Genomic DNA, 15,153 nt, shown 5'->3' on the forward strand with positions numbered 1-15,153 from the left:
AGTCACTCATGATGTTACTTTGTCCCCAAACGCATATAGACCTTTGCGAAGACCGGCAAAATCATGATGAACATCATGTGCACCCGCTTCGATCAATTCTTCAGCTTTTCCAAATCCCCATGATACCCCCAATGCATGCACATTTGCGGCGCGTGCCATCTGCATATCAAAAGTGGCATCGCCTATCATGACTGTCTGCTCGGCAAAACAACCCAACTCATCCATGTTCTTTTGAACCATGTGAGGGTGTGGTTTTCCCGGACCGTCATCAGCGCACCAATGCGTATCAAAATACTTTTCTAAATCGTGCATCTGCAAAATATGGCTCAACCCTTGGCGAGATTTACCTGTGGCAACGCCCATCAACCAACCATCGGCCACCATATCTTGAAGGAGTTCAATAGCCCCATCATATAATGGTTCTTTGAGATCTGGATTGCTGCGCAACGCAACAAATCCAGTTTTGTAATCTTCATACACACGTTGAATCGCATTTGGGTCAGCTTCGGGCAGCATGTATTCAATAGCTGTCTTCAACGACAAGCCAACGATTTTACGGGTTTCATCAAAATCAGGCGTTCTAAAACCCGATTTTTCAAACGCAAAAACCATAGCAGCCTGAATCATCTCACGACTATCAATCACAGTTCCATCAAGGTCCCATACAGCGAGTTTAAGTGACATGGAGTAGCTCTCTATATAATGCAGAAATCGGCACGTCTTTAGCGACGGCGGCCCATAGGCTGAATAGTATCAAACGGATTTCCAGCTTCATCTTCCGAGAAACCGAAAAAATCAAATGTCTTTTTCATGTGCTCAGGTAAAGGCGCAATCACTTCAACATCGGATCCACGACGACGCGGCATACGCAATGCACGTGCATGAAGGTGTAGTCCTGGAGGAAGACCAGCGGGTGTTTCACGATCACATGTATATTTTGCATCACCTAAAATAGAATTTCCAATTTCAGACATGTGATAGCGCAATTGATGCTTACGTCCTGTAGAAGGCTTTAGAGCCACCCAAGAGGCGCGTTGGCCTGCCGTTGATACAACTTTAAAATCTGTAATCGCGAACACCGCACCTTTTTGGCCATGCACACCAGCAGTCATTAGCTCTTTATCCTGCCCCGGCCCATGCGCTTTCATCATCCAACCACGCAATTCGCCTTCATTAGGGTTTGGCACGCCCTTCACTACAGCCCAATAAATTTTATCCAGCTCACGAGAGCGGAAATGCTTGCTCATCTCAGCAGCAGATTGCGCTGTTTTGGCCAAGACTAGCAAACCAGATGTGTCTTTATCCAAACGGTGCACCAGACGCGGTTTATCTTGACCGGGGCGTGTCAGTGCATTGGCCATTCCATCAACGTGACGCAATGTCTTTGTACCACCTTGTACAGCAAGACCAGAAGGTTTGTTTAGCACGTACACATCTTCATCTTCATACAGGATCAGAGATTGAATAAGTTCGGCATCTCTTGGAGAAACATAAACCTCTTCTTCTTTTTGTGGATGTTTCTTGCCCTGATCTGTTGATGGCATTGGCGGCACGCGCACAACCTGCCCCGGCTCTAAGCGTGTGCTAGACTTCGCGCGGCTACCATCCACACGCACTTCGCCCTTGCGAAGCAGCTTTTCGACCTGCCCTTGTGTTAATCCCGGGAAGCGACGCTTCAACCAGCGATCAAGACGTACATCGCCTTCAGTATCGCCCACAGGGATCTGAAGAACTTGCCCTTTATTCCAACTCATATCGCAAAAACCTTTCGGGCGATCATCAATCCAATAAACATGGCGATTACCCCGAGCGCCAAAGTCCCTAATGCATAACTCGCTGCTTGGAGATATGCTTTTCTCTCTATCATCAACATTGTTTCCAAGCTGAATGTCGAAAAAGTGGTAAAACCACCCATCACACCCGTTGCTAAAAACAGTCGCCAATTATTGCCGCCATCAATTTTAAACGCCAACCATCCCGTCAGCACTCCAAGTAGAAGCGATCCCAATATATTTGCGCTGAATGTGCCCCAAGGCATGCCCGGACCAAACACTCTCAACATAAAACCAGAAAGCGAATAGCGGGCCGTCGCGCCTATAGCGCCGCCTAGAGCAACTAAAACAATGTTCTGCATACGCGCCTCTTAGCCTGTTTTATCCTGTAACGCCAGTAGGCCATTTTCTAAGGATAAAGCCGTGAGACATTCTTTCATATCATCTGGAACATCCGCGATTATATCTATCTCTCCGCCATCAGGGTGTGGTGTCAGCAAACGATAGGCATGCAGCATAAGGCGCGCAGGCTGATAGCTTCCCTCCAAAGCGTCTGTTCCATAATAGGGATCAGCGAGTATGGGCCGTCCAAAATGCTCCAAATGCACTCGCAATTGATGCGTGCGCCCTGTCTCTGGTGTTAGTAGCAAGAAATGATAATCATTCTGGCTTGATAGGACGAGATAGCGAGTACGCGCATCTTGTGCGCCCTCACCATCAACGTCACACGGTCGCATCAATGCTAGGTTTGGTTCTTTTTGATAACGCTGCAAATGGGCATCAATGACACCTTCGCTTTTTTCAAAAGCGGGTCCGCGCACGATTGCCAGATAAGATTTATAAGCTTCACGCCGTTCAAAGGTTTGCTGGAAGAATGATGTTGCAGGCTTTGTGCGTGCAGCGATAATCACGCCAGACGTGAGCATATCCAATCTATGCAGCATGCGCGGTCGTTTGCCATTGCGCTTCACATAGACTTGGAGCAATGCGTCAAAAGTGCGATCTGCTGGGCTTCTTGTTTGGCAAGCTAAACCACTGGGCTTGTTGAATGCGAGTATAGAATCGTCTTCACCTAACAGAAGTTCATCCATATAGTCTCTATCCGCATGCGTTACTTGGTAAGGTTTTGTTAACTTTTTAGAAAAGTCGCCCTTTTCCCATGGTTTGTCTTCACTATTCTCGTTTTCCATGAAATTACCTCAAGTATTAATGAAAAAAAACATTGTAATCATGCGAATCATTCGTCATTCTATCCGTGGGGCTGTTCTATCAAATGCTTGAGTAAAGGTCACAAGCAAATGGACGAACAGATTAAGAGTAGAGTGTTTTCATTGGTTGAGCCAACGTATCGCGAAAGCGTGCACCAAACCAAACGACTTCTACCAAAACTTAGTCATACCGAAACGCGCAAGCGCGATGAAGCTTGCTTGCGCTCTATTTTGTTTTCATTCGATGAAGCGATTCTCAAAGCACCAAATGTGCTTAAAGATCCTGCCGCATTCGCCCGTCTCGCTGCTGCTCACGGTTTCCCGCTGAGTTGCGCCATCCAGAGGCAACGCAAATATGGCAATATCAATGAAAATGCAATGAGGATGCTAGCCCAGCAAAATTGCTTGGGTCACAAGCTGATACAGCTCTGGAAGCGTATTTCTCCAGAGATTTCCCGTAGAGTAGAAAAAATGAATTCCAATCAAGCCATCCCATATGAGCCGTTTTCCCCCGGCATCATGCGGAAAATGAGACAGGCACTTACGCCATTACGCGATCAGCTCGGCTTTGAAATTGTGTGTGATTTGAACTTGCTAGACAATCCCGTCGCTTTTCTAGCGATGTGTCAGCGTATTGGGTATAATGGCCCAGGCTGGACCTATGACACAAGCAAACCCAATGATCTCAACAAAGTGGTCGGCCAACGCCTGATCGATACATGGCGTATTATCGTCACAACCTAAATCAACGTTTTGGTTCAGATTGGCGCGCTAACTCGGCGCGTCGTTTGGACCAATGCTGCATTCTATCTCGAATACTTGCTTCCCGCCCCGCACCATCAGGCTGGTAATAAGATTGCCGTTGCATACCGTCTGGAAAATAGTTCTGGCCTGAAAATGATCCTTCCTGATCATGATCATATTTATATCCCTCATTATATCCCAAATCTTTCATCATGGATGTTGGTGCATTTAGGATATGCTTTGGCGGCATAAGCGAGCCTGTTTGGGCTGCAGATTTGCGGGCTAATTTATATGCTGCATAAACTGCGTTTGATTTTGGCGATGTCGTGATGTGAACCAAAGCATGAGCCAGCGCCAATTCACCTTCTGGAGACCCAAGCCGTTCATATGTGCGCGCGGCTTCTCCTGCAATCATCAGGGCCGTCGGATCAGCTAGTCCAACCTCTTCAGAGGCCATACGCACAATGCGGCGCGCAAGATAGAGCGGATCTTCGCCTCCTTCGAGCATACGGCAAAACCAATAAAGCGCTGCATCTGGATCTGATCCACGCACGGATTTATGCAGAGCCGACGCCATATTGTAATGCTCATCACGATCCTTGTCATAAGCAGGTGCACGTTTTTGCAAAAGTTTGGCTAGTTCATCTGGATTAAGAGGACTGACGCCCCCTAAAGATAAAACTTCTTCGGCGAGATTGAGCAGATAGCGACCGTCTCCATCTGCCATGTCTTTCAAGCTGGCGCGCGCTTCATTTGATAATGCGAGTTTCTCGCCCGTTTCAGCTTCAACGCGCAAAAGCAGTTTCTCTAACGCTGTGTCTTCAAGCCGTTTCAGCACCATGACTTGGCATCTAGACAGCAATGCACCATTTAGCTCAAAGCTTGGGTTTTCAGTTGTTGCCCCAACAAGCGTAACAATCCCGCGCTCTACGAATGGCAAAAAACCATCTTGCTGGGCTTTATTGAAACGATGTATCTCGTCAACAAATAGCAATGTGCCCTTGCCAATTTGTCGACGTTTTTCAGCACGATCAAAGGCAGCACGCAGATCTTTTACACCAGAAAATATTGCCGATATAGGATCAAATTCCAACCCCGCTCCGGCTGCCAACAATTGCGCTATCGTTGTTTTACCAACACCGGGCGGGCCCCACAAAATCATGCTTGCAAGGCGTTTATTTGCCAGCATCCGACCAATTGGCCCATCCGCCCCGATCAAATGGTCTTGTCCGATTACATCAGATAAGGTCTTTGGTCGCAAGCGATCCGCTAACGGTTGTGGGGCATTATCATCAAGGCCGGCAGCGGAAAACAAATCAGTCATGTGTTTTGTTTACCGCCCCAGCGCGCAAAGCGAAAGCCGTTTTATAATTTACGGCCTACATCCGTATATTTGATGTAATTCTGCGGCCATTTCTTTCAATTGTCACAGCCCATGTCGAGCCACGCCCGCCTTGATTTTTCAAGATTTTAAGTAAGTCATCGGATGTTTTAATAACACTTCCATTTACTTCGCGTATCATATCACCCGGACGCAAGCCAAAACGTGATGCGAGTGAACGGCGCAATACACGGTTCACAAGAACACCCGATGCAAAAGGATCGCGCCCTAATTCATCGGCCAAAGCTGGCGACAGGTCTGCAACTTCAGCACCCGAAAATGGACTTGCATTCCCCTCAATCAAATTCATTTCTGATTTTGTTGCGCCCGGAGGCGGTGCCAGCTTCACCTTTACCGACTTATCTTGACCACTTCGAAGATAAACGAGCGTCGCTTTATCACCCGGAGCGAGCGTTGCGGCTAAAAATTTCAATCCACGCTCATCAAACACTTCACGGCCATCAATAGATTTCACAAGATCTCCGCGTTTCAATCCTGCTTTTTCCGCTGGACCATCAGGATAAATTTCAGTGACCAACACACCCATTGGACGCGCTAAACCCATAGATTTCGCGATATCGGCTGTGACGGCTTGCCCTTTTAAACCCAGCCATGGACGTATAATTTGACCATCATTTACAGCTGCATCAACAACGCGCTTCACCATTTCTGCAGGAATTGCAAAGCCTATCCCATTTGATCCACCAGATCGGGAGAAAATAGCTGTGTTCACGCCCACTAAACGTCCATGGGAATCAACCAATGCGCCCCCAGAATTACCCGGATTAATGGCTGCATCGGTTTGAAGGAAAAATGCGTAATCGGAGACACCAACGTCTGTTCGTGCTTGCGCTGAAATTATACCTGTTGTGACTGTTTGCCCGACTCCGAAAGGATTTCCGATAGCTAACACTAAATCGCCGACTTCAACTTGGCGTGTGTCAGTTATTTCTAGGGTTGGAAGCGCTTCACCCTCAGTATCAATTTTCAAAACTGCTAGATCCGTGCGCTGATCTGCAATGATAAGTTCAGCTGCAAATTCTCTTCTATCGGCGAGTACAACTTTAAACTCGTCAGCCCCTTCAATAACGTGGTTATTTGTTACGATAACCCCGTCTGATCCGACAATGACTCCCGATCCAAGTGATGATTCTACGCGTTCGCGTGGCACACCCCCCATTTGATTCCCGAAAAAGCGCTGAAAAAACGGGTCTTGTGAAAAAGGAGAAGCTGTTTGTTTAACGACTTTTGAGGTAAAAACGTTGACGACTGCTGGCGCAGCTTGCTTCACCAAAGGAGAAAAAGACATGGTCACTTCCTGCTGGGAAGTCGGCACCACTCTTTCTACCGTTTGAACGGGAGCTTCTTGTGCGGAACAAGCAGTCACGGCGAGTAATGAAACGCTCAGAAACGCCATTCCATTACGTAGCATTTTTGTCAGAAGAGTTTTGATCATTCAAATGAAATCCATGATAAACGAGGCGCAATTGCGGCAAAATTTGAACTTCTTATCCTTAATCTAGCAGATTAATTCTAAGCTAGAACCATTTGAAATGTTTGAAAATAAAAAAACACCGCCCTGATTTCTCAGAACGGTGTTTGATTTTTTAAATATTCGTAAAAGACCTAGTCTTCCATGGCCATTGCAGCTTCAGCTTCTACACGCTCACGATCAGCCTTACCTTTGGCTTCAACATCGCGATCAACAAGCTCGATAACCGCCATTGGAGCATTATCACCATAACGGTAACCTGCTTTAAGAACGCGTGTGTAACCACCTTCGCGATCTTTGTAACGGTCTGCAAGAACGTCAAATAGTTTTTGAACCATCTCTTTGTCACGCATTTTTGAAATAGCCTGACGACGGGCTGCAAGGTCACCCTTTTTACCCAAAGTAACTAGCTTATCTACAAAAGAACGTAATTCTTTTGCTTTTGGAAGCGTAGTTGAGATCTGCTCGTGTTGCACAAGAGACGCAGCCATGTTTGCGAACATGGCCTTACGGTGCTCCGACGTGCGGTTTAGCTTGCGGTGCGCAATTCCGTGACGCATGGCTTCTATTACGGCCCTAAGGACCGCTCCTCTATCTAATCTTCGTATTTCTTAGCTAAGTCTTCGATATTCTCTGGTGGCCACGATGGTACATCCATACCAAGGTGCAGCCCCATAGTCGCGAGGACCTCTTTAATTTCGTTCAATGACTTACGTCCAAAGTTTGGAGTACGAAGCATTTCCGCCTCTGACTTCTGGATAAGGTCACCAATGTATACAATGTTGTCGTTACGCAAACAGTTTGCAGAACGAACAGACAATTCCAACTCATCAACTTTCTTGAGAAGTACTGGGTTAAAGCCAAGGTCTGGCTCTTGCTCAGCTTCTTGCTCAACAACTGGCTCATCAAAGTTGATAAGCAATTGAAGTTGGTCTTGAAGAATACGTGCTGCATAAGCAACTGCATCTTCAGGTGTCACTGAACCGTCAGTTTCGACAGTCAATGTCAATTTATCGTAGTCAAGAACTTGACCTTCACGTGTGTCATCCACCTTGAAGCCAACACGCTCCACAGGAGAGAAGATTGCGTCCACAGGGATAAAACCAAGTGGTGCATCGTCAGGACGGTTGCGGTCAGCAGGCACATAACCTTTACCAGAAGCAACAGTGAATTCCATACGGATATTCGCGCCATCATCCAACGTACAAATAACGTGGTCTGGGTTTAGAATTTCCATGTCGCCAGGAAGTTCAATTTGACCAGCAGTCACAACACCAGGACCAGAGGCAGACAAAGTCATACGCTTTGATGTCTCTGAAACCATGCTAATCGCAACGCGCTTTAGGTTAAGCACGATGTCAGTTACGTCTTCACGTACACCTGGAATAGATGAGAATTCGTGAACAACACCGTCAATCTGCACGCCTGTAATCGCAGCGCCTTGCAGTGAAGACAGTAGAATGCGGCGCAACGAAGAACCTAGAGTCGTTCCAAAACCGCGTTCCAGCGGCTCCACGATCAAGCTAGCCTTACGGCCAGCATCAAAGTCGTGCTCCACCACCGGACGGGATGGACGGATGAGCTCTTTCCAGTTTTTGTCGTTGACCTGAGCCATATTCATGAGGCGATCACCTTAGAAATTGCGTTTAAGTTTTGTTCAAAATGAACAGGACGAAGCGTTTAACCGTTTAAGATTATACGCGACGACGTTTTGGCGGACGACAACCATTGTGAGGAATGGCAGTAATGTCGTGGATAGTCGTGATCGTTAGACCAATAGACTGAAGCGCACGAAGAGCTGATTCACGACCAGAACCTGGTCCACGAACTTGCACTTCTAATGACTTCAAGCCGTGCTCTTGAGCTTTACGACCTGCATCCTCAGCAGCAACCTGTGCAGCATAAGGAGTAGATTTACGAGAGCCTTTAAAACCCATGTGACCAGCTGAAGACCAGGAAATAGCATTTCCTTGTGCGTCAGTAATAGTGATCATTGTGTTGTTAAAGCTTGAGTTGACGTGAGCAACACCTGAAGAGATGTTCTTACGTGCACTACGTTTAACACGTGTTTGTTCGCGAGCCATACTAATGTATCCGGTCTATTTCTTCTTACCAGCGATTGCTTTCGCTGGACCTTTGCGCGTACGCGCATTGGTGTGAGTGCGTTGGCCACGAACTGGAAGACCGCGACGGTGGCGCAAACCACGGTAGCAACCCAAGTCCATCAAACGCTTGATGTTCATTGAGACTTCACGGCGAAGATCACCTTCAACCACATAGTCTGCATCGATAGCTTCACGAACTTGAATGACTTCAGCGTCAGACAAATCCTGTACACGACGTTCAGCCGCGATTCCCACTTTGTCACAAATCTCCTGCGCCTTCACCGGACCTATGCCGTGAATGTAGCGCAGCGCGATCGTAACGCGCTTATTCGTGGGTATGTTGACACCTGCAATACGGGCCACACTGCCCCTCCATTCATTAAACTGTTTCACGACCAAAGACGACAATTGGTCCTCACCCAGTGTATCGACACTGCATTCAGACCGTCTCTTCGCCGCGGAAGCCGACACTTATATGCTTTGATATTCCTGCGTCAACTAAATATTGACACAAAACTCGGCTTCTTTTCCTGTTTCCTGCTTATGCACCCAAAACTTTGTCGATTTCACGGGCTACAACGTCTATTTGCTGCATTCCATCCACTTCAGTTAACTTGCCTTGCTCCGCATAAATCGGAAGCAAAGGTGCAGTCTGCGCATTATAAGCATCCAAACGCTTCCGGAAACTCTCCGGATTGTCGTCTGTACGCCCTTCTTCTTCAAAGCGTTTAACGATTCGTTGCATCAACGCTTCGTCATCCACTTTCAATCGAATCACATGATCCACTTTTGAATTAAGAGTTTCCAACAATTTGTCCAAAGCTTCCGCTTGAGGAACCGTTCTTGGAAACCCATCAAAAATAAATCCAGCTGCACCTGAGTTCAGTTCCAGCTGTTCTTTGATTAGTTCTATAACAATCTCGTCAGAAACAAGACCGCCTGAATCCATTATACTTGATACTTTTAGCCCTAATTCCGACCCGGAAGAACGTGCTGCACGCAGCATGTCCCCAGTTGAAAGTTGAACAAAACCACGTTCTGCCACGAGTTTCTTCGCTTGTGTGCCCTTACCGGCCGCTGGTGGTCCAAAAAGTATTAAGTTCATTTCTTGCGGCCCCCGAGCCGTGATCTTTTTATCATGCCCTCATATTGGTGGGCAATTAGGTGAGATTGAATCTGCGCTACAGTATCCATGGTTACAGAAACTACAATAAGAATAGATGTCCCACCAATATAAAATGGAATGGACTTAAAATTCATCTTTAAAATTTCTGGCAACAGACAAACTATAGAAAGATATATCGCACCAATCACGGTAAGGCGACTTAGCACATAGTCTAAGTAGTCAGCAGTTCTTTTGCCCGGTCTATATCCAGGAATAAAACCACCGTGTTTACGCAAGTTATCTGCAGTCTCTTCTGGGTTAAACACGATAGACGTGTAGAAGAAACAGAAGAAGACAACGAGCAATCCATACAAAACAACGAATAATGGTTGCCCAGGCCCGATGAGTGCGACAACGGAACGAAGCCCCTCAGACACAGCGCCACCACCAGCAGCCCCTTGTCCACTCGCCATCATGCCAGCCGCAGTTGTCGGGAGAATCAACAAAGAGGTTGCGAAAATAGGCGGAATAACTCCAGCGGTATTCAGCTTTAATGGAAGGAATGAATTTTCTCCCCCCATCATTCTGTTACCTTGCTGACGCTTTGGATACTGAATAAGCAAGCGACGCTGCGAACGCTCTACGAAAACAATAAAGACGATCATCGCCACACTAATTATCGCAATCGCAGCAAGCACAGTCACATTCATTGTGCCTTCGCGTGTAGAAACAAGCGCGTTCCAAATTGTTTTAGGCATAATCGCTACAATACCAGCAAAAATGATCAGAGAAATACCATTCCCTACTCCGCGTGCTGTTACCTGTTCACCCAACCACATTAGAAAGACTGTCCCACCCACAAGCGTCACGATTGTCGATGTCATGAAATACCAGCCCGGATCAAGCGCAACTGATCCACCCGTATCTGGGTTGATAGCACTCAAAGACGCCGCGATCCCATATGCCTGAGCAATAGCAAGCAATACTGTACCATAACGTGTGTATTGGTTGATCTGTTTACGGCCCGCTTCGCCCTCTTTCTTCAATCTCTCAAGAGAAGGTACGGCAGAAGTCGCTAGCTGCATGATGATAGACGCCGAAATATACGGCATAACATTCAACGCAAAAATAGCCATTCTCTCGATAGCACCACCGGAGAAGACATTCATCATCCCCAATATTCCACCAGACTGACCACCAAAGGCAGTAGCAAGATTTACGGGATCAATTCCTGGAATTGGGATCTGAGTACCAAGTCGGTAAACAATCAATGCACCAAGCGTAAACAATATACGCTGCTGTAATTCCTTCGCCTTACCAAAGGTCGAAAAATTGATATTCTTTGCGAGTTGTTCAGCGGCTGAAGCCATAAGTGCTCGCTCTCCTTAAAGCAGCAAAATGCCAGCTACGACGAACGAAGCTGACACAGTGCAATTATACTTTTCAATATCCTACGCGAATCGTAGGAAATGAGACAGTTCTATTCAGCACTTTTAACCGGCGCTGTAACAGTGACTGTGCCACCAGCTTTCTCGACAGCTTCAACAGCTGCTTTTGATGCGCCGGCAACAGTAATCTCTATTTTGGAGCTAATTTCACCTTTTGCAAGGAGGCGAATGCCATCCTTTGCGCGGCGAACAACACCAGAAGCGATTAAAGCTGCTTCATCCACAGGTTTTTTTGCATCAAGCTTGCCTTCTGTGATCGCTTTTTCAATACGACCAACATTTATCCAAGCAAATGTCTTCGCGTTTGGTCTGTTAAACCCACGCTTAGGCATACGCATGTGGATAGGCATTTGCCCACCTTCAAAACCTTTGATAGCTACACCTGAGCGCGCCTTTTGACCTTTAACACCGCGTCCAGCAGTTTTACCTTTACCGGACCCGACACCACGGCCAACACGCATACGCGCAGACGTCGCGCCTAGATTATCTGAAAGTTCGTTGAGTTTCATAGTCTTATCCTCGAACCAGTCGCCAAACGCATTAATTCGCGCAGCGCTTGGGTCTAACCTTCAATCACTTCGACCAAGTGGCCGACTTTGGAAATCATGCCGCGGATAGAAGGAGTGTCCTCCAACTCACGTTCGCGACCTAGCTTATTCAAACCCAAGCCAACGAGTGTCTTGCGTTGTGTTTCGTTGCGGCGGATCGGGCTGCCGGTCTGACGCACACGCAGTGTTTTCTTATCTGCCATTGTGGTTACTCCAACCTATCCCGGCCCTACTGGGCCACCTCAGCTACACCGGCACCATCTGTACGACGGCCCACGATGTCTTGAACTTTAAGACCACGTTTTGAAGCAACTTGGCGAGGACTTGCTTGACCTTTAAGGGCCTGAACAGTTGCGCGAACCATGTTGTATGGGTTTGAAGACCCAATGGATTTTGCAACAACGTCTTGAACACCAAGAACTTCAAGTACCGCACGCATTGGACCACCGGCGATAACACCAGTACCCGCAGGCGCTGCACGAAGGTGAACTTTACCAGCACCCCAACGGCCTGAACCGTCATGGTGAAGTGTACGCCCTTCACGCAATGGCACACGAACCATTGTCTTTTTTGCTTCTTCAGTCGCTTTGCGAATGGCTTCGGGAACCTCACGGGCCTTACCGTGACCAAAACCAACACGACCTTTTTGGTCACCAACAACGACGAGCGCAGCAAAACCGAAGTTTTTACCACCCTTCACCACTTTGGCAACACGGTTAATCGCGACTAACTTATCAACGATTTCCGACTGTTCTTCATCACGGTCGCGGCCTTTGCGACCGCCTCTTTCACGATTATCACGTGCCATGACGGTCTCCTTCTAGAATTTCAAGCCGCCCTCACGGGCAGCATCAGCTAGGGCTTTGACACGGCCGTGGAAGATAAAACCTCCACGATCGAAAACACACTCCGAAACGCCAGCTTTAGTCGCACGTTCAGCAATGAGTTTACCGATGACAACTGCTGCATCTTTAGATGCGCCAGTGTTACCAGCCTTTTTAAATTCAGCTTCTAGAGTAGATGCTGAGACAATTGTTTTGCCTTCAGCATCATCAATAAGCTGTACGGAAATGTTCTTTGACGAACGGCTAACCGACAAACGTGGCTTTCCGTTCGCAATCTTCCGAAGGCGAGTACGCACGCGTTGGGCCCGGCGTATTTGTTTTTCGCGCGATGACAACATGGCTTACTTCTTCTTACCTTCTTTACGGCGAACATGTTCGCCTTCATAGCGGATACCTTTACCTTTGTAAGGCTCAGGTGGACGATAGCTACGGATCTCGGAAGCAACTTGACCGACAGATTGTTTATCAATCCCTTCGATCTTAACCTCAGTTGGCTTTGCACATTTGAATGTGATGCCTTCTGGAGCTTTGTGAACAACTGGGTGTGAAAACCCAAGGTTCAATTCCAAGTCGTTGCCTTTAACAGCAGCACGATAACCAACACCGACCAACTCTAGGTTTTTCTCAAAACCTTTAGACACGCCTTCAACCATGTTGAAAATACGAGCACGAATAGTGCCCCAAAGCGCGCGGCTTTTGTTATCGTTTTCATCTTTCGGCGACACAATAATGTCAGCACCTTCAAGCTTAACTGAAACATCATCAGTCAAAGCAAGAGCTAGCTCACCCTTTGGTCCTTTTACCGAGATGTTTGTATCAGTGATGTTCACTGTTACTCCACTCGGTGCCGTTACAGGTTTTTTACCAATCCGGGACATATCAAATACTTCCTCTACGCCCTAGGATACCCGACAAAGAATTTCGCCACCGACATTCTCGGTACGAGCAACATTGTCTGACATCACGCCCTTAGGCGTTGATAAAATAGAAATACCCAGTCCATTACGCTCCAAAGGAATATCCTTAGAAGCAGAATATACACGACGTCCAGGTTTGGAAACACGGGCAATCTTTTGGATCACAGGTGCGCCGTCAAAGTATTTCAGCTCAATTTCAATCTCTGCTTTTCCGTCCTTCTCGACTTCAGTGTATCCACGGATGTAACCTTCAGATTGAAGGACATCCAATACACGGACGCGAAGTTTGGAAGCAGGCGTTACAACTGTAGACCGGCCACGCATTTGCGCGTTACGGATCCGAGTTAGCATATCGCCTAGAGGATCATTCAGGTTCATAGCCTATCCCTCTCTTACCAGCTCGATTTCACGAGCCCGGGGATCATCCCCGCGCTGCCAAGTTCGCGTAATGCGATACGAGACATCTTAAGCTTGCGGTAAAAACCGCGCGGACGACCTGTTACTTCACAACGATTACGCACACGGTTTGGTGCGGAGTTGCGAGGCAATTTAGCCAGTTTAAGGCGCGCATTGAAGCGATCCTCTAGTGGCGCATTGTCATCCAAAGCTTGCGCTTTCAAAGCAGCACGTTTAGCGGCATATTTTTCCACTAGACGCATACGCTTTTTGTTTTTCTCTACTGCACTTTTCTTAGCCATTTAAACTCTCTCCAGCGCTCTAGTTACGAAACGGAAAGCCGAACTCTTTTAAGAGTGCTTTCGCTTCTTCGTTAGTGGGCGCTGTCGTGCACACAATAATATCCATACCCCAAGGTTGATCAACTTCATCATAGTTGATCTCTGGGAAAACGAGGTGCTCTTTAAGACCCATTGCGTAGTTTCCACGGCCATCAAAAGATCTACCGTTAAGTCCACGGAAGTCTTTCACGCGAGGAAGCGCAATAGTTGTCAAACGGTCTAAAAATTCATACATGTGCGCCCGACGCAAAGTAACCTTCGCACCGATTGTCATGTCTTCACGCAGTTTAAAACCAGCGATAGACTTGCGAGCTTTTGTTTCAACAGGCTTCTGACCTGAAATAGCTTGAAGAGCAGCTACCGCAGACTTAACCTTTTTAGAGTCAGATACCGCAGCACCCAAACCCATGTTGATTACAACTTTATCAAGTTTAGGTACTTGCATTTCATTGCTGTACTTAAACTCATTTTTCATTTTTGCGCGAATTTCTTCCCTGTAAAGGGTTTGAAGCCGCGGCTCGTATGTGGCGACATCAGACATCGATGGCCTCCCCTGAGCGTTTTGCAACACGAACCTTACGGCCATTGTCATCAGTTTTGAAACCGACGCGTGTTGGTTTACCGTCACGTGGGTCTATGTGAGCCACGTTAGAAACATGCATAGGGGCTTCAAAATTCTTGATGCCACCTTGGTCGGCTTGAGTAGGTTTTGTGTGACGTGAAACCATGTTCACACCTGACACAACAACCTTCTGGTCATCGACGAGTACACGAGAGACAACGCCCTGCTTACCTTTGTCTTTACCAGAAAGCACAACGACCTTGTCACCCTTCTTGATCTTAGCTGCCAT

At 47.2% G+C, this 15,153-nt stretch carries 22 protein-coding genes; 1 reads left to right on the forward strand and 21 read right to left on the reverse strand.

The window, feature by feature from the left end; translation table 11 throughout:
• Positions 1-6 precede the first annotated feature (6 nt).
• Genes HBAL_RS10295 through HBAL_RS10310 form a run of 4 tightly spaced genes read right to left on the reverse strand, consistent with a single transcriptional unit; the run spans position 7 to position 2,962 of the window.
• Complete coding sequence (locus HBAL_RS10295) at positions 7-684, reverse strand: HAD-IA family hydrolase (RefSeq protein ID WP_015827884.1); 678 nt, start codon at positions 682-684, stop codon at positions 7-9.
• Between the two features lie 38 nt (positions 685-722).
• Positions 723-1,754, reverse strand: coding sequence for an RluA family pseudouridine synthase (locus HBAL_RS10300; RefSeq protein ID WP_015827885.1), 1,032 nt, complete (start codon positions 1,752-1,754; stop codon positions 723-725).
• Positions 1,751-2,134: a fluoride efflux transporter CrcB gene (gene crcB / locus HBAL_RS10305; RefSeq protein WP_015827886.1), complete on the reverse strand. Its 384-nt coding sequence runs from the start codon at positions 2,132-2,134 to the stop codon at positions 1,751-1,753. The genes HBAL_RS10300 and crcB overlap by 4 nt, the downstream gene beginning before the upstream one ends.
• A gap of 9 nt (positions 2,135-2,143) precedes the next feature.
• Entirely contained in the window at positions 2,144-2,962 is an 819-nt protein-coding gene (locus HBAL_RS10310) for an RluA family pseudouridine synthase (RefSeq protein WP_015827887.1), read from the reverse strand.
• A 108-nt stretch (positions 2,963-3,070) separates the two neighbouring features.
• Here HBAL_RS10310 and HBAL_RS10315 point away from each other — a divergent pair, with 108 nt between their 5' ends.
• On the forward strand, positions 3,071-3,724 hold the full coding sequence (locus HBAL_RS10315) for a hypothetical protein (RefSeq protein WP_015827888.1): 654 nt from the start codon (positions 3,071-3,073) through the stop codon (positions 3,722-3,724).
• Between the two features lies 1 nt (position 3,725).
• Here the strand turns inward: HBAL_RS10315 and HBAL_RS10320 are convergent, their stop codons facing one another.
• The 17 genes from HBAL_RS10320 to rplX all read right to left on the reverse strand — a co-directional run bounded on the left by HBAL_RS10320 (position 3,726) and on the right by rplX (position 15,153).
• On the reverse strand, positions 3,726-5,048 hold the full coding sequence (locus tag HBAL_RS10320; protein WP_015827889.1) for a replication-associated recombination protein A: 1,323 nt from the start codon (positions 5,046-5,048) through the stop codon (positions 3,726-3,728).
• Positions 5,049-5,103: 55 nt separating this feature from the next.
• Complete coding sequence (locus HBAL_RS10325) at positions 5,104-6,561, reverse strand: DegQ family serine endoprotease (RefSeq protein WP_015827890.1); 1,458 nt, start codon at positions 6,559-6,561, stop codon at positions 5,104-5,106.
• 170 nt (positions 6,562-6,731) lie between these two features.
• Entirely contained in the window at positions 6,732-7,157 is a 426-nt protein-coding gene (rplQ, locus tag HBAL_RS10330) for a 50S ribosomal protein L17 (protein ID WP_015827891.1), read from the reverse strand.
• Between the two features lie 35 nt (positions 7,158-7,192).
• The gene (locus HBAL_RS10335; RefSeq protein ID WP_015827892.1) at positions 7,193-8,218 is read right to left on the reverse strand and encodes a DNA-directed RNA polymerase subunit alpha; all 1,026 of its coding nucleotides are present in this window, start codon (positions 8,216-8,218) and stop codon (positions 7,193-7,195) included.
• Positions 8,219-8,291: 73 nt separating this feature from the next.
• Positions 8,292-8,681 carry a 30S ribosomal protein S11 gene (gene rpsK, locus HBAL_RS10340; RefSeq protein WP_015827893.1) on the reverse strand — a complete coding sequence of 130 codons (390 nt, stop codon included), beginning with the start codon at positions 8,679-8,681 and terminating at the stop codon, positions 8,292-8,294.
• A 15-nt stretch (positions 8,682-8,696) separates the two neighbouring features.
• Positions 8,697-9,065 carry a 30S ribosomal protein S13 gene (gene rpsM / locus HBAL_RS10345; RefSeq protein WP_015827894.1) on the reverse strand — a complete coding sequence of 123 codons (369 nt, stop codon included), beginning with the start codon at positions 9,063-9,065 and terminating at the stop codon, positions 8,697-8,699.
• Between the two features lie 178 nt (positions 9,066-9,243).
• Positions 9,244-9,807 (reverse strand): adenylate kinase, encoded by a 564-nt coding sequence (locus HBAL_RS10350; protein WP_015827895.1) that lies wholly within the window; start codon positions 9,805-9,807, stop codon positions 9,244-9,246.
• Positions 9,804-11,177 carry a preprotein translocase subunit SecY gene (secY, locus tag HBAL_RS10355; RefSeq protein ID WP_015827896.1) on the reverse strand — a complete coding sequence of 458 codons (1,374 nt, stop codon included), beginning with the start codon at positions 11,175-11,177 and terminating at the stop codon, positions 9,804-9,806. The genes HBAL_RS10350 and secY overlap by 4 nt, the downstream gene beginning before the upstream one ends.
• A gap of 110 nt (positions 11,178-11,287) precedes the next feature.
• On the reverse strand, positions 11,288-11,764 hold the full coding sequence (rplO, locus tag HBAL_RS10360) for a 50S ribosomal protein L15 (protein ID WP_015827897.1): 477 nt from the start codon (positions 11,762-11,764) through the stop codon (positions 11,288-11,290).
• A 53-nt stretch (positions 11,765-11,817) separates the two neighbouring features.
• A complete protein-coding gene (gene rpmD, locus HBAL_RS10365; RefSeq protein ID WP_015827898.1) occupies positions 11,818-12,006 on the reverse strand; it encodes a 50S ribosomal protein L30 in 189 nt (62 codons plus the stop codon).
• Between the two features lie 26 nt (positions 12,007-12,032).
• Complete coding sequence (rpsE, locus tag HBAL_RS10370; protein ID WP_015827899.1) at positions 12,033-12,611, reverse strand: 30S ribosomal protein S5; 579 nt, start codon at positions 12,609-12,611, stop codon at positions 12,033-12,035.
• A gap of 12 nt (positions 12,612-12,623) precedes the next feature.
• Positions 12,624-12,986, reverse strand: coding sequence for a 50S ribosomal protein L18 (gene rplR / locus HBAL_RS10375; RefSeq protein WP_015827900.1), 363 nt, complete (start codon positions 12,984-12,986; stop codon positions 12,624-12,626).
• Between the two features lie 3 nt (positions 12,987-12,989).
• A complete protein-coding gene (gene rplF / locus HBAL_RS10380) occupies positions 12,990-13,526 on the reverse strand; it encodes a 50S ribosomal protein L6 (protein ID WP_015827901.1) in 537 nt (178 codons plus the stop codon).
• 21 nt (positions 13,527-13,547) lie between these two features.
• Positions 13,548-13,943 (reverse strand): 30S ribosomal protein S8, encoded by a 396-nt coding sequence (gene rpsH, locus HBAL_RS10385; RefSeq protein WP_015827902.1) that lies wholly within the window; start codon positions 13,941-13,943, stop codon positions 13,548-13,550.
• Positions 13,944-13,957: 14 nt separating this feature from the next.
• Positions 13,958-14,263, reverse strand: coding sequence for a 30S ribosomal protein S14 (gene rpsN / locus HBAL_RS10390; protein ID WP_015827903.1), 306 nt, complete (start codon positions 14,261-14,263; stop codon positions 13,958-13,960).
• Between the two features lie 19 nt (positions 14,264-14,282).
• Complete coding sequence (rplE, locus tag HBAL_RS10395; RefSeq protein WP_015827904.1) at positions 14,283-14,843, reverse strand: 50S ribosomal protein L5; 561 nt, start codon at positions 14,841-14,843, stop codon at positions 14,283-14,285.
• On the reverse strand, positions 14,836-15,153 hold the full coding sequence (gene rplX, locus HBAL_RS10400; RefSeq protein WP_015827905.1) for a 50S ribosomal protein L24: 318 nt from the start codon (positions 15,151-15,153) through the stop codon (positions 14,836-14,838). Before rplX ends, rplE begins: the two co-directional genes overlap by 8 nt.

Source organism: Hirschia baltica ATCC 49814 (assembly GCF_000023785.1).
Classification (GTDB): Bacteria; Pseudomonadota; Alphaproteobacteria; order Caulobacterales; family Hyphomonadaceae; genus Hirschia; species Hirschia baltica.

Excerpts from the sequence above, each read along its gene's own strand:
- HBAL_RS10295 (WP_015827884.1), bottom strand. The coding sequence starts at position 684 with ATGTCACTTAAACTCGCTGTATGGGACCTTGATGGAACTGTGATTGAT.
- HBAL_RS10300 (WP_015827885.1), bottom strand. The coding sequence starts at position 1,754 with ATGAGTTGGAATAAAGGGCAAGTTCTTCAGATCCCTGTGGGCGATACT.
- crcB (WP_015827886.1), bottom strand. The coding sequence starts at position 2,134 with ATGCAGAACATTGTTTTAGTTGCTCTAGGCGGCGCTATAGGCGCGACG.
- HBAL_RS10310 (WP_015827887.1), bottom strand. The coding sequence starts at position 2,962 with ATGGAAAACGAGAATAGTGAAGACAAACCATGGGAAAAGGGCGACTTT.
- HBAL_RS10315 (WP_015827888.1), top strand. The coding sequence starts at position 3,071 with ATGGACGAACAGATTAAGAGTAGAGTGTTTTCATTGGTTGAGCCAACG.
- HBAL_RS10320 (WP_015827889.1), bottom strand. The coding sequence starts at position 5,048 with ATGACTGATTTGTTTTCCGCTGCCGGCCTTGATGATAATGCCCCACAA.
- HBAL_RS10325 (WP_015827890.1), bottom strand. The coding sequence starts at position 6,561 with ATGATCAAAACTCTTCTGACAAAAATGCTACGTAATGGAATGGCGTTT.
- rplQ (WP_015827891.1), bottom strand. The coding sequence starts at position 7,157 with ATGCGTCACGGAATTGCGCACCGCAAGCTAAACCGCACGTCGGAGCAC.
- HBAL_RS10335 (WP_015827892.1), bottom strand. The coding sequence starts at position 8,218 with ATGAATATGGCTCAGGTCAACGACAAAAACTGGAAAGAGCTCATCCGT.
- rpsK (WP_015827893.1), bottom strand. The coding sequence starts at position 8,681 with ATGGCTCGCGAACAAACACGTGTTAAACGTAGTGCACGTAAGAACATC.
- HBAL_RS10350 (WP_015827895.1), bottom strand. The coding sequence starts at position 9,807 with ATGAACTTAATACTTTTTGGACCACCAGCGGCCGGTAAGGGCACACAA.
- secY (WP_015827896.1), bottom strand. The coding sequence starts at position 11,177 with ATGGCTTCAGCCGCTGAACAACTCGCAAAGAATATCAATTTTTCGACC.
- rplO (WP_015827897.1), bottom strand. The coding sequence starts at position 11,764 with ATGAAACTCAACGAACTTTCAGATAATCTAGGCGCGACGTCTGCGCGT.
- rpmD (WP_015827898.1), bottom strand. The coding sequence starts at position 12,006 with ATGGCAGATAAGAAAACACTGCGTGTGCGTCAGACCGGCAGCCCGATC.
- rpsE (WP_015827899.1), bottom strand. The coding sequence starts at position 12,611 with ATGGCACGTGATAATCGTGAAAGAGGCGGTCGCAAAGGCCGCGACCGT.
- rplR (WP_015827900.1), bottom strand. The coding sequence starts at position 12,986 with ATGTTGTCATCGCGCGAAAAACAAATACGCCGGGCCCAACGCGTGCGT.
- rplF (WP_015827901.1), bottom strand. The coding sequence starts at position 13,526 with ATGTCCCGGATTGGTAAAAAACCTGTAACGGCACCGAGTGGAGTAACA.
- rpsH (WP_015827902.1), bottom strand. The coding sequence starts at position 13,943 with ATGAACCTGAATGATCCTCTAGGCGATATGCTAACTCGGATCCGTAAC.
- rpsN (WP_015827903.1), bottom strand. The coding sequence starts at position 14,263 with ATGGCTAAGAAAAGTGCAGTAGAGAAAAACAAAAAGCGTATGCGTCTA.
- rplE (WP_015827904.1), bottom strand. The coding sequence starts at position 14,843 with ATGTCTGATGTCGCCACATACGAGCCGCGGCTTCAAACCCTTTACAGG.
- rplX (WP_015827905.1), bottom strand. The coding sequence starts at position 15,153 with ATGGCAGCTAAGATCAAGAAGGGTGACAAGGTCGTTGTGCTTTCTGGT.